Below are 22,671 nucleotides of genomic sequence, written 5' to 3'. Positions count from 1 at the left end.
CCTCTGGCCGCATGAAAACCGGCATAGCGTTCCAGAGGGCCGGCAAGTGGCTCCAGGCGGGCGAGCGCCTCTGCCGGGCCTATCGGTGTTTCCCGCTGTTTGGATGATCGGCCATGCGTTCCCGCTGGTCTCTTCCGGGATGCCGCCAGTGCCGGTGCTCGATATAGGGCGACCCGTTCGCCAGCGGTGCCTCGGGTGCCGACACCTTGAAGTCGCCTTTGGCCTTGTTCCGGTTCGTCGCCCGGACGAAAATCGTGAAGACGGCAATGAAAACGACAAGCCCGATCCAGACCGGAAGGGGAATGGCGGCAAGCTTCTCAAGTGTTTCCATCACAACCTTTCAAGTGACTTCAATTGAAACGCCTCGTTGAAATATGGGTATGAATTCGGGAGAATCAATTGAAGGTTGTGGGGTGCTGGGGCCGAATTCGAATATGTGGCGGTGACGGATGTCCATAAAGCGCGACCACATCGGCGGTTCTCGACAGGATCCCGAAAACTGACGTTCACTCCTGTTCGGGTGAAGGACTGAAATGGGCGGACAGCGGTTGTTTGCTACGGGAATTTCCAAGACGACTGTGCGGACATGGAAGCCAATCAATCCAATGCCAGAGAGATGGCCGCGTCAAACCCCATTTCCTGCCCACGTTCCCAGGCTGAACTCGCGAGTTTATCCCCGCTCGCCGATCTTGCCGTTTGCAACCAGCGCTTTACCTCGTTCTGGTCTATGCGGTCTCCAGCGTAACCCCAATCTTTGCCGGCGCTATCTGCCGCGCCAAATAGCTCTACAGCAAGCTCCGCGTGGCCGGCGGCCGCGGCAACGCAAGCCAGCCCACCGAGCATCGAGAATATTCCCAGGCGGTCATTCAGGTCGCGCGCAGTGGTGAGCGCCTCACGAAAGTTGGCTCCGGCATCTTCGATTTCGCCGCGGTTCAGGAAGGTGTAGCCAAGATTGTGCAGAACTGAAACGCTCGCGGCTATGTCCCCCACTCTACGAAAGATCGCCAGGGCTTCGCGATATTTCACCTCTGCCGCAGCAAAGTCTTCTTTGGCACGCGCGACCTCGCCAAGAGTGTTGAGGGCACTTGCGACGCCCTGTTCATTCCGAATTTCGCGATGAATTTCGAGGCTTGCGTTTGCCGAGTTTTCTGCGGTCGAGAAATCGCCGAGATTAAGAGCGGTCCGGGCCAGACCGTGCAACGAATTTGCCTCGCCAGCAGCATCGCCGGCTGTACGCCACAGTGCGAGGCTTTCGTCAAAACAGGCATGGGCGTCCTGAAAATCACCTTGACGCCAGGCGAGCCGACCCTCCCCGTCAAGAGCCTTCGCGCGGTATGCGGGCGGAGTATCGTCCCCGGTAGCCAGTACCGAACGTACGGCTTCACGGCCCTCGCTCAGATAACCTCGGACTTCCCAAAAGCGCCAAAGCGCGCCTGCCAAAGCTACGCCCGAAGACTCCCGGCCTGCAGTCTTGCCGTATTCAAGTGCGATCCGAAGGTTATCGTAATCGGCCTCGAGCCTGTCCAGCCATTCGGCCTGGGCTTTGTTGCTCCCGGACCCCTGGATATTTGGTTCCGCCGCTTCCGACAGGCTCAGAAAATATCTGACGTGCCGGTCGCGAACCGTGTCCAGCTCAGTGTCCCCATCGAGCTTGCTGTGACCATACTGGCGCAGCGTCTCAAGTAGCCAGTACCGGGCTTGAGTGTCATGATCCTCTGCCACCACCATCGACTTCTCGGCGAGGTGTTGCAAAAGATCTAGCAGATCGAAATCGAGATCATCCTCGCCTGCACAAACAGCCTTGACAGCATCCAGCGAGAACCTGCCCGCGAAAACCGACAGTCGGCGGAAAAGTGATTTTTCCGCGTCGGTCAGAAGACTGTAGCTCCAATCCATCGCCAAGCGCAGGGTCTGGTGATGCGGTAAACCGGTGTGGTGTGTTTCGCCCAGGAGCCGAAAGGCGTCGTCCAGTCTTTCGGCGATCTGATGGACCGACAGGATACGAACGCGAGCGGCGGCGAGTTCGATCGCCAGAGGGATGCCGTCGAGCCGGGTGCAGATTCTGGCGACGATACCTGCATTGGCTTGTGTCAAACTGAAAGTCCGGCTTCGCTGGCTTGCCCTGTCGGCAAACAACTGTATGGCCTCAAAACGGGTCAGCGCTTCGAAAGAATGCCTTTCCCCGCGCGCGGGCACCTCCAGGCCGGGAACCAAATGGACATGCTCACCGATGATGCCAAGTGTTTCGCGGCTTGTAGCTACAATTTTCAGGCCCGGGCAGGAGAGAAGGAGATACTCCACAAGCTGGGCACAATCCCCAACCAGATGCTCGCAATTGTCGAGGATCAGCAATGCAGTTTTCGGAGCGAGATACGACTGGATGGTTTCGGTCAGCGGTCGGCCCGGTTGCTCGCGAACACCCAGAACCGTTGCGACCGTCTGCACCAGCAGGACAGGGTCGCGCAGCGATGCGAGGGCCACGAACCAAACGCCGTCGGGAAAGCTGTCCAGGACCTGAGCGCCAAGCTGGCAGGCAAGTCTTGTCTTGCCACATCCGCCAGCGCCGGTAAGCGTCAAGAGACGCGCGCCGGACAGCAAGCCGTGGATGTCCGTCAACTCGTCGGAACGCCCTACGAACAAAGACAGATGCACCGGCAGATTGTTCGGAGGTGCCGGGCCGGAGGAAAGCCCTTTCTTCTTCCTTTTTTGCCCGGATTGGCCGTTATTTTCTGCTGTTTCGGCCCAATGCCAGACGTGGACCGGCCGGTTGATGTTCTTGAGCTGCTGCAGCCCCATGGACTCGAACGGCGCATCAACCCGTCGCTCGATGTGGTCGCGAACCGTCGCCGAGATCGCAATCCCTCCAGGCTCCGCCAACTTCTCCAGTCGAGCGGCGACATTAACTCCGTCGCCGTAGAGATCGTCGCCTTTGACGATTACGTCACCCAGGTTGATTCCAATTCGGAAGACGATGCGCTGATGGGCAGGCAGTTTTGAATTTTCCCTGCTCGACTCGCGCTGAATCGTCAAGGCGCATCGGACCGCGTCAACCACACTTGGAAACTCGACGAGGATACCGTCGCCGATGAGTTTGACGATCCGGCCTCCTGACCGGGCGACGTTCGGGTCCACGATCCCCTGCCTGATGGCATCGAGCCGGTCGAGCGTACCCTCTTCATCTTGTTCGCTCAGTCGGCTGAACCCGACAACATCGGCTGCGAGGATTGCGGCAAGGCGACGTTGCATGAATGAAACTCCTGTCGCAACAGCCTAACTGCCGATGACTGGAAAATCCATTTCGCCACAGCCCGGTTGAGCGAAACGACGGGTAAGGGACGGATCAGTTCCGGGGCGCGGCAGGGCCGGTCCCGCTTGAATTGCACGGCGGACAAGGTACCAGAGCAACAGGCGAGTCTATCTTTCGGGCAAGCAAGTTCAGCCGTTTCAATGGCTGATCAAGGTAACAAGGTCAGCGTGAAAAATCGCGAATTGGGCGGACGTGATCCTCGAAAGGGACATGCCGTCGCTGAAAGGGAAAGCCATCGATGATTTCCGGCTGGCTGATCCGGTCCATACGAAAATGACGGAAGTCTTCGCGAGCAGGATCCCAGGCCACCAAATACCAGAGGGGCGGCAGGATCAGCATGGCTTGTGGCTCAACTTCCCGGCTGGTCATAACCCCTTTTGCATCCCTGTACCGGAACCGCAGGTGCAGCTGATTGAGAAAAGCCGACTCGAATGCGGGCAGCAGCGCCGGGTCCATCGCTCCCAGGTTCGAGATGTCCACCTTTGGTGACAGCTGTCCGACGTAGAGACAATCCAGAAACCTGCGCAAGCCGCGCAGCTTGTCCGGCGGCAGGGCTTTCTCGATCTTTGCAAGCCCGGCATCTGCCAGACCCGAAAAGGGCAAACTTCCGGCAGCCCGCATGGATGCGACGCTGATGAGAAGGGCGAACACCTCGGCGATCGAGAGCCGCGTGGTGGTCTGGACCGATTGCGGGTCAAGTTGCAGGCCGCCTCCGCGTCCAGGTTCGGAATGAATGACGAAGCCCTCATCCCGGAGTGCGATCAAGTCCCGCAAAATCGTGCGCCGTGATGCGCCGACTTCCGCCGCCAGTTCAGCGACTGTCGAAGTGCCGGTGCGGCGAAGGCTGCGCACGATGGCGTCCTGGCGGGTGCGGGTATTCATTTGGCCAAGGTGTCATTCAAAGGTGTCAAAATTTGGCACCATTTAACATTAGGTCGTGTGGATGAACAAATCAGCAAGGTGAAAATCAATGCTCAAAACGATCGACTTTCCCGCGCCCACCCTTGTTTCAGTGAACGGTGTTGAACTTGAAGTCTTTGAAGCAGGACGAGAGAACGCGGGAAATCCCATTGTGCTCTGTCATGGTTGGCCGGAGCATGCCTATTCCTGGCGTCATCAGGTGCCCGCCCTTGTCGCTGCGGGCTATCACGTCATCGTTCCGAACCAGCGTGGTTATGGCAACTCATCCCGCCCGGCCGATGTGACAGCCTATGACATCGACCATCTGACAGGGGACCTTGCCGCGCTTCTTGATCACTACGGCTATGACGACGCCACCTTTGTCGGTCACGATTGGGGGGCAATGGTCGTCTGGGGGCTGGCCTTGTTGCATCCAAGCCGTGTCAGCAAGGTGATAAACCTGAGCTTGCCCTACCAGGAGCGGGGAGAACGCCCCTGGATCGAGGTCATGGAACAAGTATTTGGCGGCGACCATTATTTTGTCCATTTCAACCGGCAGCCGGGTGTCGCGGACGCTATCCTGGAGAAGAACACCTACAGCTTCCTTCGCAACCTCTTCCGGATAAACACACCACTTGGAGACCCCGGGCCAGGCATGATGATCATCAATCTCGCCAGGGCAGAAGCGCCGCTCGGAGACCCCTTGATGAGCGACAGCGAACTGGCCGTTTTCGTCTCCGCCTTCGAAAAAGCGGGGTTCACCGGCAGTATCAATTGGTACAGGAACCTTGACCGTAACTGGCAGCTGTTGGCGGATGTCGACCCTGTCATCCAGCACCCCACCCTCATGATCCATGGCGGCCGTGATCTGATCCCGAAGTCGGAAAAACTGGCCGCGTTCGTTCCCAACGTCGACGTGGTCACGCTGGATTGCGGTCATTGGATACAACAGGAAAAGCCTGAAGAAACAAACCGCACGATCTTACAATGGCTGGATAGATAGGGGCAGACCGGGCGCAGGGCCCGGAGTATCTCAAGAACATGGATTCCGCCTTCCGGCCTGATCGGAGGAAGGGCCGAAATGCAGAAGGCAACCATCAGTTTCACGTTGCCGATTTCAGGGGGCTCTCATCTGCTCAGCCTGCTCACATCCCAAGGCTGGCGAGTTTCTCCCGTACATAGGCACGCTCCGTCTCTGTCCCCGCCAGCCTCAACGCTGTTTCAAGGGCGGAGCGCGCGCCGGAGATGTCGCCGGTCTCGGCGAGAAGCGCGCCTCTGGCCGCATGAAAACCGGCATAGCGTTCCAGAGGGCCGGCAAGTGGCTCCAGGCGGGCAAGCGCCTCTGCCGGGCCTTTCAGTTTTGCAAGCACCACGGCCCGGTTGAGGGAAACGACGGGGGAGGGGCGGATAATCTCCAGGGCACGGTAGAGCCGGTCGATCTCGGCCCAGTCGGTTTCTTCAAAGGTATTTGCATGTGTGTGGGTCGCGGCGATGGCGGCTTCTATCTGCAAAGGGCCGGGCCGTGCCGAGCGCAGGGCCGCTTCCAGAAGGACGTTGCCTTCGGCGATCTGATTCCGGTCCCAGAGCGTTCTGTCCTGGTGTTCCAGCATGACCGCTTCGCCGGTCGCGCTCAATCGGGCGTGGCGGCGGGAATGCTGGATGAGGCAGAGGGCCAGCAAACCCTTGAGTTCCGGTTCTTCGGGAAAGAGGCGCACGAGCAGGCGGGCGAGGCGGATCGCCTCCTCGCAAAGGGTTTCGCGGATCAGTTCCGGTCCTTGCGAGGCCGAATACCCTTCGTTGAAGATCAGGTAGATGGCATTTGCAACGGCGGTCAGGCGTTCTGCTCTTGCCGTTGCATCCGGCACTTCATAGGCGATACCCGCCGCCTGCAGGCGTTTCTTGGCCCGCGTGATCCGCTGCTCCATGGTTTTCGGCTGCACCAGAAAGGCCCGGGCGATTTCATCCACCGACAATCCGGCGATGATCTTGAGCGACAGGGCGATCTGCTGGTCGTGGCGCAACACCGGGTGGCAGCAGGTGAACAGCAGCCGCAGGACATCGTCCCGGTAGACGGACTGGTCGAGGCACTCGCTCAGGACGTCATCCGGATGGGAACCGTCGTAGGCTGGTTCCAGGTTTTCCGGTGCCGAGGGTGTTTCCCTGCCTTTCTTGCGGAGAGCATCGATGCCGGCATTGCGTCCCGCCACGATCAGCCAGGCGACCGGGTCCGCCGGAATATTATCCGGTTGCCACGCGCGCAGTGCCTTGAGGGAAGCCTCCTGAAAGGCATCTTCCGCCAGCTCGATGTCCGAAAAGACACGATTGAGGGCCGCCAGGACCCGTGGGCGCGCGGCCTTAAGGTGCGTTGATAACCAGGCGTTCGGCATTCCTGAAGTCGGCTCCCTCGAAGAAATCGACCGGGCGGATCTCGACGCGCCCGTGGTCCAGAGGCAAGAGTTTCGCGGCCTCGATCGCTTCGTCCAGGTCCGCGCAGTTGATGAGGTAGAACCCCATGAACTGTTCCTTGGTTTCCGCGAAAGGGCCGTCGGTGACGACATAGTCGCCGCTTTCCGCGCTGACCGTGACGGAGGTTCCCGTCGACATCAGCTTGGTTGCCGCCGCGAAGCTGCTGTTGGACTTGGTGTGTTCGTGAAAGGCGCGGTGCTTCACCAGAAGCGCTTCATGCTCTTCCGGAGTGAGCGCGTCGATGAAGTCTTCACTGGCATAGATCAGGACCGAGAACAGCATGGGGCCTCCTGCCTCTTGAGGGGTGTTTCTCAAGGAACGTATGAGCGGCAGCTTAGCCGACAGGGGGAGGGAAAAAAGAGAAAGTTCTATGCGGGCACTAGGTGAATCGGGGCGGTAGAAGAGCTGCGCCGCTGAGCCAAAGTTTCAACCTCATCCTGAGGAGGGCCGTCAGGCCCGTCTCGAAGGATGGGTGGCATACTCATGAGCAAGCGGCCCATCCTTCGAGACAGCGCCGACGCGCTTCCTCAGGATGAGGAGTGGAATGGGTTAATTGCGACTTGTGTAGCCGCTTTCTCACCCTCACGCGTTGCCGATCAGAACCCCGGCAGCAAGGACCAGGGAACCGCCGAGCACAACCTGGAAGGCGGCGCGCATGAACGGGGTTTCCATGAAACGGTTCTGGATCCAGGCAATCGCCCACAGTTCGACGAAGACGATCACGGCGGCGACCGTCGTTGCCGTCCAGAAATGCGGGATCAGATAGGGCAGGGCATGGCCGAGGCCGCCGATCGCGGTCATGAGACCCGAAGCAAGGCCGCGTTTGACCGGCGAGCCGCGGCCGGAGAGGACGCCGTCATCGTGGGCGGCTTCCGTGAAACCCATGGAGATACCTGCGCCGACGGAGGCGGACAGGCCGACCAGGAAGGTCTGCCAGGTGTCCTGGGTCGCGAAGGCGGCGGCGAAGATCGGCGCCAGGGTCGAGACCGATCCGTCCATCAGTCCGGCAAGACCGGGCTGGACGTAGGTCAGGATGAACTGGCGGCGCTCCGTCTGCTTCTCCTCTTCCTGAACCGCGCCCGGCGTGTGCTGGACGCCGAGCCGCTGAGCCAGGCTTTCGTGACCCTTCTCGGCAATCGCCAGATCGCCCAGTAGCTTGCGGGTGCCCGCGTCCGTGGTGCGCTTGGCGGCCTCGATATAGAAGCGGTAGGCCTGTCCCTCCATGTCCTCGGCCATGGCGCGGACCTTTTCCAGCCCGAGCGGGCGCACGAGCCAGTCGGGCTTGCGCTCATAGTAACCGCGCACATGTTCACGGCGGATCAGCGGGATCGTTTCGCCGAAACGGGCGCGGTGCTGTTCGATCAACTGTTGCCGGTGCTCGTTCTCTTCCGCCGCCATGTCGTCGAAGACCTTGGCCGATTGCGGATACTGGTCACGCAGGCCGTCGGCATAGGACGTGTAGATCCGGGCGTCGTCTTCCTCGGAGGAGATGGCCAGTGCCAGGATTTCCTGTTCGGAAAGAGACGAGAAGTCTCTTTTTCCCAATCCCAAAACGCGTCTGAGCATGAAGGCCCCTTGCTGCCAATGCCGTCGGTGGAAGAAACGAATTCGATCCGAAGCCGGAAATCCCGTCAAAGAGCGGACCGCTTTCAGGCGGAGATGAAAATGTAAACCCGCCACGGGGGCGGGTTGCAAGGGGGGAGGGCGGCCATTCGGGAAACCGGACTGGCGGCACGGTGACGCAGACGCCTCCGTGCCGCCGGTTGTCCTAGTGTCTTTCGTCAGCCCAGGAGGCCGTCTCGCTTCAGGTCCTGGTAGGTGTCGTCGAGGGTCTTCTCGGCGGTAGTTACCAGGAAATCGGCTTCCTCGTGGCTGAGGACCAGCGGCGGGGAGATGATCATGCTGTCGCGGACCGCACGCATGACCATGCCGTGCTTGAAGGAATTGTCGCGGCAGATGGTGCCTACTGTGCCGACGTCAGCGAACGGTTTGTGCGGGTTTTTCTTGTCGCCCACCAGTTCCAGAGCGCCGACAAGGCCTTCCATTCGGGCTTCGCCGACCAGCGGATGCTCGCCGAGCTTCAGCCAGCGCTCCTTAAGATACGGTCCGATGTCGTTCTTGACCCGGTCGACAAGGCCTTCGCGCTCCATGATCTCCAGGTTGGCAAGGGCCGCAGCCGCGCAGGCCGGGTGTCCGGAATAGGTGTAGCCGTGATAGAACTCGTCGCCCGAAAGCATCAGGCCTTCGGCAACCCGGTCCGACACGATCACGCCGCCCATCGGCAGATAGCCGGAAGTCAGGCCCTTGGCGATCGGCATCAGGTCGGGTTCCATGCCGTAGTAGGTCGAGCCGAACCATTCGCCAAGACGACCGAAGCCGCAGATCACCTCGTCGGAGACGAACAGGATGTCCCGCTCCTTCAGGATCCGGCGGATTTCCGGCCAGTAGGTCTCCGGCGGGACGATGACGCCGCCGGCACCCTGGATCGGCTCGGCGATGAAGGCGGCGATCTTGTCTTCGCCGAGTTCGTCGATGGCTTCTTCCAGTTTACGCGCAGCAACGATGCCGAATTCCTCGGGGCTCATCTCATGGCCTTCACCGAACCAGTAGGGCTGGTCGATGTGGTGAACGCCCTGGACCGGCAGGTCGCCCTGGGAATGCATGGCCTTCATGCCGCCGAGGCTGGTGCCTGCCAGAGTGGAGCCGTGATAGCCGTTCCAGCGGCCGATGATGATCTTCTTCTCCGGCTTGCCGACCTTGTCCCAGTAGGTGCGCACCATGCGGAACACGGTGTCGTTGGCCTCCGAACCCGAGGAGCAGTAGAACACCTTGTTCATGTGCGCCGGCGCCAGCTTGGCGAGTTTTTCGGAGAGGGCGACCACCGGCGGATGGGTCGTCTTGAAGAAGGTGTTGTAGTAGGACAGCTCCTTCATCTGCTTGTAGACGGCATCGGCGATCTCATCGCGGCCATGGCCGACCTGTACGCACCACAGGCCCGCCATGCCGTCCATGATGCGATTGCCTTCCGAATCCGTCAGCCAGACGCCGTCCGCGCTGGTGATCACCCGGCTGCCTTCCTCGTTCAGCGACTTCATGTCGGAGAACGGGTGCCAGTGGTGAGCGGCATCGAGCGCCTGCAGGGCTTTCGTCGGGTAAATGTTGGAATGGGCCGTCATGGCAAATGCTCCAGGGGGATTGAACAGGATCAGACGTTGAGCAGCAGGTATTCCCGCTCCCAGGGGCTGATCACGGACATGAAGGTTTCGAATTCCTCGTATTTGATCGCCCGGTAGGTGGCGACGAACTTCTCGCCGAAGACCTCGACCATTTCTTCCGACTTCTCGAAATTCGAGAGGGCATCGGACAGGCTGCGCGGCAGGGACTTTGCCATGTCGGTGCAATCGTCGGCCTTCGGGGCGTCCGGCTTCAGGCCATTGACAATCCCGAGATAGCCGCAGGCCAGGCTCGCGGCGATGGCAAGGTAGGGGTTGGCATCCGAACCGGGCGTGCGGTTTTCAAGGCGCCGCGCCTGCTGGTTGGAGTAGGGCACCCGCAATCCCACCGTCCGGTTGTCGTAGCCCCAGAAGACGTTGACCGGCGCGGTCGAGGTCTTCGAGAACCGGCGGTAGGAGTTCACGAAGGGCGCCATGATGCAGGTGACCAGCGGCAGATATTTCTGGTGTCCGGCGATGAAGGACAGGAATGCCTGGGTCTCCTCGCCGTCCTTGCCGGAGAAAATATTCAGGCCCGTTTCCCGGTCCACCACCGACTGGTGGATGTGCATGGCCGAGCCCGGCTGGTTCGACATCGGCTTGGACATGAAGGTGGCGTACATGTCATGCCTGAGTGCCGACTCGCGGATCGTCCGCTTGAACAGGAACACCTGATCGGCAAGCTCAAGAGGATTGCCGTGACGCAGGTTGATCTCCATCTGCGCCGCGCCTTCCTCGTGGATCAGCGTGTCGATTTCCAGGCCCTGCTTTTCGGACAGGTCGTAAATGTCGTCGATGAGGTCGTCGAACTCGTTCAGTGCGGAGATCGAATAGGACTGGCGGCCCACTTCCGGGCGACCGGAGCGGCCTGTGGGCGGCTCGAGCGGATAATCCGGGTCGGTGTTCCGGCGCACGAGATAGAATTCGATTTCAGGAGCGACGACCGGTTCCCATCCCTTGTCTTCATAGAGCTTCAGAACGCGCTTGAGGACGTTGCGCGGGGCCGTCTCCACCGGCGCGCCCTCGCGGGTGAAGGCATCGTGGATGAGCTGGGCGGTCGGGTCGGTCTCCCAGGGAACCGCGGTCAGCGTGCTGTAGTCGGGCTTGAAGTAGAGGTCGCCGTCGACCGGGTTGTGCTGGAAACGCTCGTCGTCGTCCGGATAGTCGCCGGAGATGGTCTGGGCGAAGATCGAGGCCGGCATCGTCATCACCGGGCCGGAAAAGAACTTTTCCGTCGGCATCATCTTGCCGCGGGCAACACCTGCAAGGTCCGGAACGATACACTCGATATCCTGAATGTTACGGGCGTGCAGCCAGCTTCTTGCGGCGTCACCGTCCGGGACACCCCGCAAGCTGTCCGAGGGATTCGGATTTTCGCCGGCTGATTTGTCTGCAGTCACGAGAAGCTCCAATAGTTGGGCGCCGGTTGATAGAGTCCGGATCGGGCTATGATCCGGTGACGCGAAGACGGGACCCGTCTGCGATGCCTGTCCGGTGCCTGACGTTTCACAGGCTGTCAGGTAATTTGTGATCACAAAATGGCACAGCTTGCGTGCCAGATCAACTCGCTCATGAAGAGGACAGAATATCCCGGCCCAAAAGCCCCATGCCGTCCGAGATGTCGGCGGCGATGGCGGCCCGGAGCCCGTCCTTGTCCTGTTGCTCGATCGCGCGGATCGCTTCCTTGTGGCGGTCTTCCAGGATGGCGGTGCCGACCCGGCCATAGACCGTACGCATGAAAGGAGCGAATTGCAGCCACAGACTGTCGATGAGTGGCAGGAGAACACTCGATTTCGAGGCGCCGTAGATGCGGAAATGGAAATCGTGGTTGAGCCTCATATAGGCTTCCGCATCGCCGCTGGTCAGCCGCTCGTCGATATTGTCATCAATAATTTGAAGGTCCTTCGCATCGTTCCGGGTAAGGTGCGGCAGGGATAAAACGGCGAGTTCCGGCTCCAGCAAAAGCCGGGCGGTGAGGATCTCGTCGAACCGCTCCGGTGTCATGTCCGGAACCTGGACGCGGCCATTGGGTTTGACCTCAAGGGCGTTCTCCGCAGCAAGCCTTTGAAGGACCTCGCGGACCGGCATCGGGCTGACCCCGAGCTCTGTTGCAAGTCCCCGGATCGTAACGGATTTTCCCGGAATGAATTTGCCTGAAAGAAGCCCCGACCGGACGGCTGTGTCCACCTGTTCCCGCGTTGCCCCGCGTGAGCTGGAAGGGGGCGCTTCCGAAGTGGCTGCCGGGTCTGATTGCAGTGCGGAGCGTCGGTTGGACAATTTGCTTCTCCTTGCAGCGTCAAACATGAAATTTTTGGATTCATCTTGACAGGTTTCCATGAAAGTGATCACATTTTTGGAAATGAAGCAAACAAAAGCTGACCGGCAGACGAAATTCGATTTCCCGCCGGGACAAACCAAAGCAGGGGTTAAATGAACGAACTTCCCCATCAGACCCTCCAGCACCCGGCTGAGCCCGGCTGGAAGGCTGCCTTCGAAGCCTTCCTCGAAGCTCATCCGGATCTCGACACGCTTGAGGTGATCCTGCCCGACACCAACGGCGTGTTGCGCGGCAAGTGGCTGCCCGGCAACTCGCTGGATAAGGTTTTCGAGGGCGGCGTCGCCTTCCCCTATTCGCTGTACGGTCTGGACGTCTGGGGGCGTGAGGTCGAGGCGACCGGCATGCATCTGGAAACCGGGGACAAGGATGGCGTCTGCTGGCCCATTCCCGAAACGTTAAAGCTGGTGCCGTGGACGGAGCGCAAGACCGCGCAGGTGTTGTTGTCCATGTACGACAGGGACGGACAGCCTTTCCTGGCCGACCCGAGACATGTTCTGGAAAACATGGTGGACCGGCTCAAGGATGAATTCGGCGTAACCGCCACCTGTGCCTTCGAACTGGAATTCTATCTCTTCGAGGAGAGTGAAGGGGACTGGACCGAGCAGCCGAAACCGCTGTTCTCCACCCATCTCGGCCCGGCCCGGCAGAACATGTACGCCCTGTCGGATCTGGAAGCCCTTTTCCCGGTGGTCGACGATTTGCGCAAGGCCTGCGAAATCCAGGGCATTCCGGCCGATGCGGCGGTTTCCGAAGCGGCGCCCGGCCAGTTCGAACTGAACCTTCACCATCGCCGCAATCCGCTGCTGGCCGCTGACGACGTCGTTCTGTTGCGCCGACTGGTCGCCGGCGTTGCCCGCAAGCACGAACTCAAGGCCTCCTTCATGGCCAAGCCGTTCGTGGAATGGCCTGGCAACGGCATGCACGTGCATGTCTCGATGGAAGACGAAAACGGCAATATCTTCGCGGACCAGACCACGGGTGCGACCCGGCTCGGCCATGCCATCAACGGTCTGCTGACGACGATGCCCGAAACGCTGCTCCTTTACACATCCACCTTCAACGGCTTCCGGCGGATGCAGCCCGGCTCCTACGCGCCGGCATCGATTTGCTGGGGCTTCGACAACCGGTCCGTCGCCCTGCGCGTGCCCGCCTCCACGCCGGAAGCGGCCCGGGTCGAACACCGGATCGCCGGTGCCGATGCCAATCCCTATCTGGTTCTGACCGGGGTCCTGGCCGGCATGATGGAAGGCCTGCGGCAGAAGAAGGAGCCGCCGCCGCCGGTGACGGGCAACGCCTACGAGCAGGGCAAGAAGCGCCTGACCCCATGGATGGACGAAGCCATCGATGCCTTCGAGGCGTCCGAGCTTGTAAAGGATGCTGTGGGCGCGGAGATGCACAAGGTACTGACGGAAATCAAGCGGGAGGAGCTGAATGAATTCGGGCGGGAGATTTCGTCGCTGGAACGCCAGACGTATCTGTGACGCGAGATCTGCCTGAAATCGCTGCTGGACATGAACCGGCACCGACGCCAAAGTTCGGAACATATAAGACGCAAATAGCGCAAATGTTCTTTTGGAATCAGGGATAAGGCCGACGAAAGGCCGCTGACAAACCTCAGAGGGGAATATCAGAATGAACTTGAAAACCATGTTGACCGGTGTGGCTGCTCTCAGTCTGATGAGCGGTGCCGCCTTCGCACAGGACCGGGTTGTGAATGTCTTCAACTGGTCCGATTACATCGACGAGTCGATCCTTGAGGACTTCACCAAGGAAACCGGCATCAAGATCGTCTACGACGTGTTCGACAGCAACGAGGTTCTGGAAACCAAACTGCTGGCCGGCGGAACCGGTTACGACGTCGTGGTTCCGACCGGTTCGTTCCTCGAGCGCCAGATCCAGGCCGGCGTGTTCGCCAAACTCGACAAATCCAAGCTCCCGAACCTTGCCAACATGTGGAAGGACATTGAGGCCCGCGTCGAAAAATACGATCCGGGCAACGCCTATTCCATCAACTACATGTGGGGCACGACCGGCATCGGCTACAATGTCGACAAGGTGAAGGCGGCCCTCGGCGAAGATGCTCCGGTGGACAGCTGGGATCTTATCTTCAAGCCTGAGAATATTTCCAAGTTGAAGGACTGCGGCGTCTTCATGTTGGATGCGCCAGCCGAGATGATCCCCGCAGCATTGAACTTCTTGGGACTTGATCCCAACAGCAAAGACCCTGGGGACATCGAGAAGGCGGGTGAACTGCTCAAGTCGATTCGCCCGAATATCCAGAAGTTCCATTCCTCCGAATACATCAACGCGCTTGCTAACGGCGACATCTGCGTGGCCATCGGCTGGTCCGGCGACGTGCTGCAGGCCCGCGACCGTGCCGCGGAAGCCGACAACGGCGTGACCGTGGAATACGCCATTCCGAAGGAAGGCGCGCAGATGTGGTTCGACCAGATGGCAATCCCCGCCGATGCCCCGCACAGCGAAGAAGCGCATGAGTTCCTTAACTACATCATGCGCCCGGACGTCATGGCGAAAGCTTCCAACTACGTCTATTACGCCAACGGCAACAAGGCTTCCCAGGAACTCCTGAACGAGGATGTCATCGGCGATCCGGCCATCTATCCGACGGAAGAAACGGTCAAGAACCTCTTCACCGTAACCTCCTACCCACCCAAGGTTAACCGGGTCGTGACCCGTACCTGGACGGCTGTGAAAAGCGGCCAGTAAGTCAACAACGGCAGCCGGGCCCGCAAGGGTCCGGCTGTCCTGCGCAACGGATGCGTCACTCTTTGGGTGGGGAAAAATCTTGGCGAAAAAATCGATTGGACCGGTGCGGCGGGAATACAGTCCATGGGAGGATCCTGATCACCCGCCCTTCATCGAATTCCGCAATGTCACCAAGAAGTTCGGTGACTTCGTGGCGGTTAACAACCTTTCCCTGAAGATCTACGAGCGCGAGTTCTTCGCACTGCTCGGTGGATCGGGCTGCGGCAAGACGACCTTGATGCGCATGCTTGCCGGTTTCGAGACCCCGACTTCCGGCCAGATCTTCCTCGACGGCCAGGACCTTGCGGGCATTCCACCCTACAAGCGGCCGTCCAACATGATGTTCCAGTCCTATGCGCTGTTTCCTCATATGAGCGTGGAAAAGAACATCGCCTTCGGGCTCAGGCAGGACGGACTGCCGAAGTCTGAAATCGACGACCGCGTCTCGGAAATGCTGCGGCTGACCAAGCTGGAACAATTTGCCAAGCGCAAGCCGCACCAGCTCTCCGGCGGCCAGCGCCAGCGCGTTGCGCTCGCCCGCTCGCTTGCCAAACGGCCGAAGGTGCTGCTGCTCGACGAGCCGCTCGGCGCGCTGGACCGCAAGCTGCGCGAGGAAACCCAGTTCGAGTTGATGAACATTCAGACCGAACTGAAAATGACCTTCCTGATCGTGACCCACGACCAGGAGGAAGCCATGACCGTGGCGGACCGGATTGCGGTCATGGACAAGGGCGAACTGGTACAGGTCGCAACGCCCGGTGAAATCTACGAGGCGCCGAGTTCCAAGTTCGTGGCCGACTTCATCGGCGACATCAACCTGATCGAAGCCAGGGTTGTCGAAAAGTCAGACGAGGGAACGAAACTCGTTTCCGTCACGGACGGCTTTGCCATCGATAGCGACCAGGAAACCGACGCGACTGTTGGCGAAACGGTCTGGTACGCCATCCGACCCGAAAAGGTGCGGATTGCCCCGGGGAAGCGCCAGAACGGCGAGGTCAACCACATCGACGGTCTTGTCTGGGATATCGGTTATCTCGGCGATGTGTCGATCATCCATGCCAAGGTCGGACCCGACGAGCACGACACGCTCCGGGCGACCTTCGCGAATGTCTCGCGTACGGTCGAAAACCCGATCACCTGGGATGATGAAGTCGTGCTCTCGTTCGGACGGGATGCCGGCGTCATCCTGAGAGGCTAGGGGGAAGGTCATGGAGGAGCTACATGTCGCAGCACCCGCTAAGAGATCCCTTGGCGGCTGGCTGCTGATCGCGGTGCCCTATTTGTGGCTGCTGGTCTTCTTTCTGGCGCCGTTCCTGATTGTCTTCAAGATCTCCCTGTCACAGGTGGCCGTCGCCATACCGCCCTATACGCCGGCCTTCGACCTGGGCGCGGGCTGGCAGTCGATCAAGGACAGCCTTTCGGAGCTGTCGTTCGAGAATTACGTCTGGCTGACGGAAGACGCTCTATACTGGAAGTCCTATCTTTCCTCGGTGATGATCGCTTTAATCTCGACGGTCCTGACGCTTGTGATCGGCTATCCGATCGCCTATGGCATGGCCCGCAGCCCGAGATCGATCAGACCCACGCTCCTGATGCTGGTGATCCTGCCGTTCTGGACCAGTTTCCTGATCCGGGTCTATGCTTGGATCGGCATCCTGAAGAACGAAGGCCTGCTCAATCAGCTGCTCCTGTGGCTGGGTGTCATCAACGAGCCGCTGGTGATCATGAACACCAATCTGGCCGTCTACATCGGTATCGTCTACTCCTATCTGCCGTTCCTGGTTCTGCCGCTTTATGCGAGCCTTGAACGTCTGGACGGCAGTCTGCTGGAAGCGGCAGAAGACCTAGGTTGTCCGCCCTGGAAGGCGTTCTGGAAAATTACCGTGCCGTTGTCGATCCCGGGCGTGATCGCGGGCTGCTTCCTGGTGTTCATTCCCGCTGTCGGCGAGTTTGTCATCCCGGATCTTCTTGGTGGCTCCAACACGCTGATGATCGGCAAGACGCTCTGGGTCGAGTTCTTCAACAACAGGGACTGGCCGGTATCTTCCGCAGTCGCGGTGATCCTCCTGATGATCCTTGTTATCCCGATCGTACTCTTCCAGAATCAACAACAGAAAATGGCGGAGAGAGACTGATGACACGCGGTCCGACATGGTTCAACATCACCTCTCTCGTCGCGGGCTTTTCGTTCCTGTATCTGCCCATCGTGCTTCTGGTGATCTATTCCTTCAACGAAAGTCGGCTGGTCACCGTCTGGGGCGGGTTCTCGACCAAGTGGTATGCTTCGCTGCTGCATAACCAGCAGCTTCTGGATGCCGCCTGGGTGACACTGCGCATCGCGCTTGTCTCCGCCACCATTGCAACGATATTCGGGACGATCGCCGCACTCGTTCTGGTGCGGTCCGGGCGCTTTCTCGGCCGGTCACTCTTTTCCGGCATGATCTTCGCGCCGCTCGTCATGCCCGAAGTGATTCTCGGTCTCTCGCTTCTGCTCCTGTTCGTTGCTCTCGACTATACGCGCGGGTTCTGGACGGTCATGCTTGCCCATACGACATTCGCCATGTGTTACGTGGCGGTCGTGGTGCAATCACGGCTGGTGGGCTTCGACAAGTCGATGGAAGAAGCCGCCGAAGACCTCGGCTGTCCGCCGGTGAAGACCTTCTTCCTGATCACGCTGCCGATCATTCTGCCCGGTGTGGTCGCGGGCTGGATGCTGGCTTTCACCCTGTCCCTGGACGACCTGGTGATCGCGAGCTTCACGACAGGTCCCGGAGCGACCACCCTGCCGATGAAAATCTATTCCCAGGTGCGCCTTGGCGTGACGCCGGAAATCAATGCGGTGTGTACGCTTCTTGTCGGTCTGGTCACCATCGGCGTCATTGCAGCGTCCATCGTCACCAAGCGCCAGCAGGTGCAGCGGGAACGGGACGAGCGCGCAGCGTTCGGGGCGGTGGACTGAGGGCACGCACCGAGCCTTCGGGAGGGATAATCCGGCAGACTGAGTTGGGGCGTATCTGCCAGATGACCTCCTCCTTCGAGACGGCGCTTCGCGCTTCCCCAAGAAGAGTTGGCGTGGTGGATCTCACCAGACGCGCCAACTGGACTTAGGCCTGCCGGACAGCCCGGCGTTATCCCGCGCGCGGTGGGCGCAGCAGGTAGATCACCAGCCACACCGGCACGACAATGAAAGCGCCCAGGATCATGTTTGGGACCGCCCAGTCCCGGAACTCCAGCATGTAGATCCAGAGCTGCAGCGGGCTCAGGCCAACGGAACCCAGAATGTCTTCCGCGGAGATGTTGACGAACGAAAGACCCGCTCCCACCAGCAGGGAAAAGACCGCGATCTTGAAGATTGTCGACAGGAGCGGGGACACGGTGATGGGTTTCTTTCGGATACCTGACATGAACGGCGCCTGTTCCGGCCGGCGCAAACCTTCTCCAATTCTTTGCCTTAACCATTTACAAACCATAAACACCCGGCAAAAACACACCAATCGCAGTGGGTGTCAGGGTATCCTTGCGGCTAAAGAACGTCTGAATCGATTAAGTGACGGCCTAGTCATGTTTTTTGCTGCAACGCATCAAAGAGAACTTGACCCGGCTGAACCGAGCGGCGAATGTGCCCGGAATACCAAGGGTCATAAATAAGGATCCATCAGATGGGCCTTTCTTTATGCCCCTTGGTATAACGCACCTTGCGGTCTCAACTGGGAGTGAAACATGAACAAAATTTATCCGGACGCAAAGGCGGCCCTGGAAGGGCTTACCTTTGACGGTATGACTGTGATGGCCGGCGGGTTCGGACTGTGCGGCATTCCGGAAAATCTGATTGTGGCACTGCGGGATTCCGGAGCCAAGGACATCACCGCCATTTCGAACAATGCCGGTGTTGACGATTTCGGCCTGGGCCTGTTGCTGCAGACCCGTCAAATCAAGAAGATGGTGTCGTCCTATGTCGGCGAAAACGCCACATTCGAGAAGCAATTCCTGAACGGTGAACTGGAGCTGGAATTCAACCCGCAAGGCACGCTCGCCGAACGCATCCGTGCAGGCGGCGCCGGCATTCCCGGCTTCTACACCAAGACCGGCGTCGGCACGCTGATCGCGGAAGGCAAGGAGCACAAGGACTTCAACGGCGAGACCTACATCATGGAAACCGGCCTTGTTGCCGATCTCTCGCTGGTCAAGGCCTGGAAAGCCGACAGGGAAGGCAATCTGGTCTATCGCAAGACAGCGCGGAACTTCAATCCGATGATGGCGACGGCGGGCAAGGTCTGCGTCGTGGAGGTGGAGGAACTCGTCGAGGTCGGTGAGCTCGATCCGGACAACATCCACACCGCCGGCATCTTCGTCGACCGCATCATTGTCGGCAGCCACGAAAAACGCATCGAAAAGCGCACCACGCGCGCAGCCTGAGGGAGAACACATCATGGCATGGACTCGTGATGACATGGCACAGCGCGCTGCGCAGGAGCTTGAAGACGGTTTTTACGTGAACCTCGGCATCGGCATTCCGACGCTGGTTTCGAACTACATTCCGGAAGGCGTGCATGTGACCCTTCAGTCGGAAAACGGCATGCTGGGCATGGGGCCGTTCCCGACCGAGGACGAGGTCGATGCCGACCTCATCAACGCCGGCAAGCAGACGATCACGGAACTGCCGCAGACGAGCTACTTCTCGTCTGCCGACAGCTTCGGCATGATCCGCGGCGGCCATATCGACCTGTCGATCCTCGGGGCGATGGAAGTGTCCGAAGAAGGCGATCTGGCCAACTGGATGATCCCGGGCAAGATGGTCAAGGGCATGGGCGGTGCGATGGACCTGGTGGCCGGCGTCAAGCGCGTCGTCGTCATCATGGACCACACCTCGAAGGCGGGTGACCCGAAACTCCTGAAGGAGTGCTCGCTGCCGCTGACCGGCGTGAAATGCGTCGACCGGGTGATCACCAACCTGGGCGTTTTCGATGTCGCCGAAGGTGGGCTGAAGGTCGTCGAACTGGCACCGGATGTCACGCTCGATCAGGTGAAGGAAAGCACTCAGGCAACGATCCTCTAGCTTTTCCCGGGCCTTGTTCGAAAAGGCCAATTTTGCAAAGGCGTCTGCATCCGGTGCAGGCGCCTTCTTTTTTACCGGGAAGGCTACAGGCTGATTGTAAAAGGGGCTTGTGTCCCGAATTGGCACTTATAGGCAGAAATAACAGGAGGCAACTTCCGGGAATTAACCACTTCGGACGCCATTTCGGGCTGGAAATCGAAGGATAGTATTCCGATTGGCGGAGGAAACCGCGTCTAACGTTTCACCAGCTAACCAAGCCCGGGCCTTTACGAACACAGGTTGCGGAAGGCCGGGTTGATCAACCGCTGCTCAAGGATTGGCTGATAGTGTCTGCCGGTCTTTTCAGGGAGTTTCCCGTGCCTGGAGCGCCTTCTTCGGCAGTTGCCAAATTCATTGACCTTCTACCGTCCTGGCTTCCCAGTCTCAGGACACGTTTCGTCTTGCTTGTCGCCGGTCTGTTTCTGGCACTGTCCGTCGTCATGATCATGGTGGCAAGCTACCTGGACTTGCGGGATGAAGAGCAGCGGGCTGTGTCCGATGCCCGCGCGATCGGGGCAACCGTCAGCCGACTGGCGGTGCCGCATCTGACGAACCACCACTATCTTATCCTGGAGCAGGAACTGGAGAGCATCGCGGCGAGCGGCGTGGTCGAATTGGCTCAGGTTCTGGATCCGGCCCGGGCAGTGACCATCGACAGCGATCCGGCCACCAGCTACTTCGACGATCTGGAAATTCACCCACTTGTGAAACAGGCCCTCGACACCGGGATCGAGCAGACACGGCAAAGCCGGGACAGGGTCGAAATTGCCCTGCCGGTCCGCGACATGGATCAGAACAGTGTTTTGGGCGCGGCCCTGGTCTCGGTCAAACGCAGTTCCGCGGACGGGATCCTGATGACGATCTGGGGGCGCAATATCGTCATTACGCTGGTTCTCCTGGTTTTCTGCATTCCCGTGACTTTTCACTTCGCGGCAAACTTCGTCCGTCCGATCAAGGCCCTGACCCTGACGGCGCATACGGTGAGTGCGGGAAATTTCGATGCACCCTTTCCGGTGGAGCGAACCGATGAAATCGGCGTTCTGGCGAGGGCCTACCGCGACATGGTCAGCACGATCCGGCACAACATGGTTCGGATCCACGAACTTGCCTATGTGGACCCGATCACGCGGTTGCCGAACCGGGAGAGCTTCCGCCAGCATTTTACCGCAAGCATGTTCGACGAGCACGGCGAAGCCAACCGGACGGCAGTGCTCTTTATCGATCTGGACAGGTTCAAGCGGGTCAACGACAGTTATGGACACGACAACGGCGATGCGCTTCTGAAGGATGTGGCTACCAGATTGCGCCGTCTTTTGAACTTGCGGCTCCGCGAGGGAGGAAAAGGGGAGGGGGATGGTCCCCTGCACGGCCCACTGGCAGCGCCAGGAGCTGCGCCGTCCGCGATGGTCGCAAGGCTCGGCGGCGACGAATTCGCCATCGCCATGCCTGCCGACAAGACACTTGCCGGAATTCACGCCTTGGCCGAGCAACTCGTGCAATGCATCGAACAGCCACTGGAAATCAACAGCCTGACCATGGCGGTTGGTGCGAGCATCGGCGTCTCGGTCTTTCCGGACGACGGCAATGACTATACAGCGATACTGAAGAACGCAGACATCGCCATGTATGCAGCCAAACGAACTGGCGGCAACAGGGCCTGTTTCTTCAGCGAAGTGGAAGGCGACAGCTGGTCCCCGGACCGGATCCGTCTGGAAGCGGACCTCAAGAAGGCGCTGTTGCGGGACGAGATAACCATCGCTTTTCAACCGAAAGTCGACTGCACGTCGATGGGAGTGGTCGGTGCGGAAGTGCTTGCGCGATGGCAGCACCCCGAACGCGGTTTGCTGTCGCCGGGCAGCTTCATCGAAGTCGCTGAAGAAAGCGACCTGATTACCAAGCTCGGCAGCCGTGTTCTGGAACTTGCCTGCGAACAGGGACGCTTCTGGCTCAATCACGGACTGTGCCTGCCGCTCGCCGTCAATGTCTCGATCCGTCAGATCGAAAAACCTGGTTTTACAACCCGGGTCCTGGACGTTCTGGAGCAGACCGGTTTCCCGGCGGAACTGCTTCAGCTCGAGGTAACCGAAACCGTGGCGATGGCCGATCCCGAACGCATTCTCGAAGCAACGAAGCCCTTGCTGGAAGCCGGGATCACCTTCGCCATCGACGACTTTGGAACTGGCTATTCCAGTCTGGCTCACCTGCAACGACTGCCGTTCAATTCCTTCAAGATTGACCGCAGCTTCATCAGCGGGCTGGCGATCGACCGGCACAGCCGGTCGATCGTGCAGACCATTATCGCCATGGCCAAGAGCCTCAACTACGAGGTCGTTGCCGAAGGGGTGGAAACCGAGGACCAGTTCCGTTTCCTGAGGGCGCACGGCTGTACGACGGCACAGGGGTTTCTGTTTGCCCGGCCGATGCCCGCCGACCAGTTCGAAGACTGGTCGAAGGCTTTTGAAAAGAGGCCGTCTCTGGCTTCAGGCGATGCGCGGGACCAGACTCAGGCGAGCCCAAGCGCGGCCGCCTGAGGCCGTTATTGGGCGGCGGCGTCCTGCCGGCGTTCGGCGATGGGCCGGATCGGCGG

General features: G+C 59.7%; 19 protein-coding genes. 9 read left to right on the top strand and 10 right to left on the bottom strand.

What is annotated here, in order from left to right:
• Positions 1 to 79: 79 nt before the first annotated feature.
• From ACQY7U_RS10550 to ACQY7U_RS10540, 3 genes are all read right to left on the bottom strand, one after another.
• Positions 80 to 331 (bottom strand): hypothetical protein, encoded by a 252-nt coding sequence (locus tag ACQY7U_RS10550; RefSeq protein WP_428644231.1) that lies wholly within the window; start codon positions 329 to 331, stop codon positions 80 to 82.
• 266 nt (positions 332 to 597) lie between these two features.
• Complete coding sequence (locus ACQY7U_RS10545) at positions 598 to 3,246, bottom strand: tetratricopeptide repeat protein (protein WP_428644229.1); 2,649 nt, start codon at positions 3,244 to 3,246, stop codon at positions 598 to 600.
• Between the two features lie 223 nt (positions 3,247 to 3,469).
• Positions 3,470 to 4,189 (bottom strand): helix-turn-helix transcriptional regulator, encoded by a 720-nt coding sequence (locus ACQY7U_RS10540; protein WP_428644227.1) that lies wholly within the window; start codon positions 4,187 to 4,189, stop codon positions 3,470 to 3,472.
• An 88-nt stretch (positions 4,190 to 4,277) separates the two neighbouring features.
• On the opposite strand from ACQY7U_RS10540, the gene ACQY7U_RS10535 reads away from it, so the two are divergent.
• A complete protein-coding gene (locus ACQY7U_RS10535; protein ID WP_428644225.1) occupies positions 4,278 to 5,210 on the top strand; it encodes an alpha/beta fold hydrolase in 933 nt (310 codons plus the stop codon).
• Between the two features lie 142 nt (positions 5,211 to 5,352).
• On the opposite strand, the gene ACQY7U_RS10530 is transcribed toward ACQY7U_RS10535, so the two are convergent.
• The 6 genes from ACQY7U_RS10530 to ACQY7U_RS10505 form a co-directional block, all read right to left on the bottom strand.
• Positions 5,353 to 6,594 (bottom strand): RNA polymerase sigma factor, encoded by a 1,242-nt coding sequence (locus tag ACQY7U_RS10530; protein ID WP_428644223.1) that lies wholly within the window; start codon positions 6,592 to 6,594, stop codon positions 5,353 to 5,355.
• Entirely contained in the window at positions 6,563 to 6,955 is a 393-nt protein-coding gene (locus tag ACQY7U_RS10525; RefSeq protein ID WP_428644222.1) for a YciI family protein, read from the bottom strand. Before ACQY7U_RS10525 ends, ACQY7U_RS10530 begins: the two co-directional genes overlap by 32 nt.
• 300 nt (positions 6,956 to 7,255) lie before the next feature.
• Entirely contained in the window at positions 7,256 to 8,239 is a 984-nt protein-coding gene (gene mbfA, locus ACQY7U_RS10520) for an iron exporter MbfA (RefSeq protein ID WP_428644219.1), read from the bottom strand.
• A 215-nt stretch (positions 8,240 to 8,454) separates the two neighbouring features.
• Complete coding sequence (locus tag ACQY7U_RS10515) at positions 8,455 to 9,849, bottom strand: aspartate aminotransferase family protein (protein WP_428644217.1); 1,395 nt, start codon at positions 9,847 to 9,849, stop codon at positions 8,455 to 8,457.
• A gap of 29 nt (positions 9,850 to 9,878) precedes the next feature.
• Complete coding sequence (locus ACQY7U_RS10510) at positions 9,879 to 11,285, bottom strand: glutamine synthetase family protein (RefSeq protein ID WP_428644215.1); 1,407 nt, start codon at positions 11,283 to 11,285, stop codon at positions 9,879 to 9,881.
• Positions 11,286 to 11,454: 169 nt separating this feature from the next.
• A complete protein-coding gene (locus tag ACQY7U_RS10505; protein WP_428644213.1) occupies positions 11,455 to 12,162 on the bottom strand; it encodes a GntR family transcriptional regulator in 708 nt (235 codons plus the stop codon).
• Positions 12,163 to 12,315: 153 nt separating this feature from the next.
• Here ACQY7U_RS10505 and ACQY7U_RS10500 point away from each other — a divergent pair, with 153 nt between their 5' ends.
• The 5 genes from ACQY7U_RS10500 (at position 12,316) to ACQY7U_RS10480 (ending at position 17,948) form a co-directional block, all read left to right on the top strand.
• Positions 12,316 to 13,704: a glutamine synthetase family protein gene (locus ACQY7U_RS10500; RefSeq protein ID WP_428644211.1), complete on the top strand. Its 1,389-nt coding sequence runs from the start codon at positions 12,316 to 12,318 to the stop codon at positions 13,702 to 13,704.
• A 151-nt stretch (positions 13,705 to 13,855) separates the two neighbouring features.
• On the top strand, positions 13,856 to 14,950 hold the full coding sequence (locus ACQY7U_RS10495; RefSeq protein WP_428644209.1) for a polyamine ABC transporter substrate-binding protein: 1,095 nt from the start codon (positions 13,856 to 13,858) through the stop codon (positions 14,948 to 14,950).
• A gap of 79 nt (positions 14,951 to 15,029) precedes the next feature.
• On the top strand, positions 15,030 to 16,187 hold the full coding sequence (locus ACQY7U_RS10490) for an ABC transporter ATP-binding protein (protein ID WP_428644207.1): 1,158 nt from the start codon (positions 15,030 to 15,032) through the stop codon (positions 16,185 to 16,187).
• Positions 16,188 to 16,197: 10 nt separating this feature from the next.
• A complete protein-coding gene (locus ACQY7U_RS10485; RefSeq protein ID WP_428644206.1) occupies positions 16,198 to 17,124 on the top strand; it encodes an ABC transporter permease subunit in 927 nt (308 codons plus the stop codon).
• Positions 17,124 to 17,948, top strand: coding sequence for an ABC transporter permease (locus ACQY7U_RS10480; RefSeq protein ID WP_428644204.1), 825 nt, complete (start codon positions 17,124 to 17,126; stop codon positions 17,946 to 17,948). The genes ACQY7U_RS10485 and ACQY7U_RS10480 overlap by 1 nt, the downstream gene beginning before the upstream one ends.
• A 169-nt stretch (positions 17,949 to 18,117) precedes the next feature.
• Here ACQY7U_RS10480 and ACQY7U_RS10475 read toward each other — a convergent pair whose 3' ends face one another.
• Positions 18,118 to 18,393, bottom strand: coding sequence for a DUF6460 domain-containing protein (locus tag ACQY7U_RS10475; RefSeq protein WP_428644202.1), 276 nt, complete (start codon positions 18,391 to 18,393; stop codon positions 18,118 to 18,120).
• Positions 18,394 to 18,709: 316 nt separating this feature from the next.
• Between ACQY7U_RS10475 and ACQY7U_RS10470 the strand changes: the two genes are divergently transcribed.
• The 3 genes from ACQY7U_RS10470 to ACQY7U_RS10460 all read left to right on the top strand — a co-directional run bounded on the left by ACQY7U_RS10470 (position 18,710) and on the right by ACQY7U_RS10460 (position 22,615).
• Positions 18,710 to 19,405: a CoA transferase subunit A gene (locus ACQY7U_RS10470; protein ID WP_428644200.1), complete on the top strand. Its 696-nt coding sequence runs from the start codon at positions 18,710 to 18,712 to the stop codon at positions 19,403 to 19,405.
• A gap of 13 nt (positions 19,406 to 19,418) precedes the next feature.
• On the top strand, positions 19,419 to 20,045 hold the full coding sequence (locus tag ACQY7U_RS10465) for a CoA transferase subunit B (protein ID WP_428644197.1): 627 nt from the start codon (positions 19,419 to 19,421) through the stop codon (positions 20,043 to 20,045).
• Positions 20,046 to 20,401: 356 nt separating this feature from the next.
• Positions 20,402 to 22,615, top strand: coding sequence for a putative bifunctional diguanylate cyclase/phosphodiesterase (locus ACQY7U_RS10460; RefSeq protein WP_428644195.1), 2,214 nt, complete (start codon positions 20,402 to 20,404; stop codon positions 22,613 to 22,615).
• Positions 22,616 to 22,671 lie beyond the last annotated feature (56 nt).

The organism is Roseibium sp. (assembly GCF_050301095.1).
Lineage (GTDB): Bacteria > Pseudomonadota > Alphaproteobacteria > Rhizobiales > Stappiaceae > Roseibium.
The sequence above is the reverse complement of the archived record's forward strand: the minus strand, read 5'-3'. Positions and strand labels throughout refer to the sequence as shown.

What these genes read in the sequence shown, in the direction of transcription:
- ACQY7U_RS10470 (WP_428644200.1), top strand. Translation starts at nt 18,710, where the DNA reads ATGAACAAAATTTATCCGGACGCAAAGGCGGCCCTGGAAGGGCTTACC.
- ACQY7U_RS10525 (WP_428644222.1), bottom strand. Translation starts at nt 6,955, where the DNA reads ATGCTGTTCTCGGTCCTGATCTATGCCAGTGAAGACTTCATCGACGCG.
- ACQY7U_RS10500 (WP_428644211.1), top strand. Translation starts at nt 12,316, where the DNA reads ATGAACGAACTTCCCCATCAGACCCTCCAGCACCCGGCTGAGCCCGGC.
- ACQY7U_RS10545 (WP_428644229.1), bottom strand. Translation starts at nt 3,246, where the DNA reads ATGCAACGTCGCCTTGCCGCAATCCTCGCAGCCGATGTTGTCGGGTTC.
- ACQY7U_RS10485 (WP_428644206.1), top strand. Translation starts at nt 16,198, where the DNA reads ATGGAGGAGCTACATGTCGCAGCACCCGCTAAGAGATCCCTTGGCGGC.
- ACQY7U_RS10465 (WP_428644197.1), top strand. Translation starts at nt 19,419, where the DNA reads ATGGCATGGACTCGTGATGACATGGCACAGCGCGCTGCGCAGGAGCTT.
- ACQY7U_RS10540 (WP_428644227.1), bottom strand. Translation starts at nt 4,189, where the DNA reads ATGAATACCCGCACCCGCCAGGACGCCATCGTGCGCAGCCTTCGCCGC.
- mbfA (WP_428644219.1), bottom strand. Translation starts at nt 8,239, where the DNA reads ATGCTCAGACGCGTTTTGGGATTGGGAAAAAGAGACTTCTCGTCTCTT.
- ACQY7U_RS10515 (WP_428644217.1), bottom strand. Translation starts at nt 9,849, where the DNA reads ATGACGGCCCATTCCAACATTTACCCGACGAAAGCCCTGCAGGCGCTC.
- ACQY7U_RS10480 (WP_428644204.1), top strand. Translation starts at nt 17,124, where the DNA reads ATGACACGCGGTCCGACATGGTTCAACATCACCTCTCTCGTCGCGGGC.
- ACQY7U_RS10550 (WP_428644231.1), bottom strand. Translation starts at nt 331, where the DNA reads ATGGAAACACTTGAGAAGCTTGCCGCCATTCCCCTTCCGGTCTGGATC.
- ACQY7U_RS10475 (WP_428644202.1), bottom strand. Translation starts at nt 18,393, where the DNA reads ATGTCAGGTATCCGAAAGAAACCCATCACCGTGTCCCCGCTCCTGTCG.
- ACQY7U_RS10530 (WP_428644223.1), bottom strand. Translation starts at nt 6,594, where the DNA reads ATGCCGAACGCCTGGTTATCAACGCACCTTAAGGCCGCGCGCCCACGG.
- ACQY7U_RS10535 (WP_428644225.1), top strand. Translation starts at nt 4,278, where the DNA reads ATGCTCAAAACGATCGACTTTCCCGCGCCCACCCTTGTTTCAGTGAAC.
- ACQY7U_RS10495 (WP_428644209.1), top strand. Translation starts at nt 13,856, where the DNA reads ATGAACTTGAAAACCATGTTGACCGGTGTGGCTGCTCTCAGTCTGATG.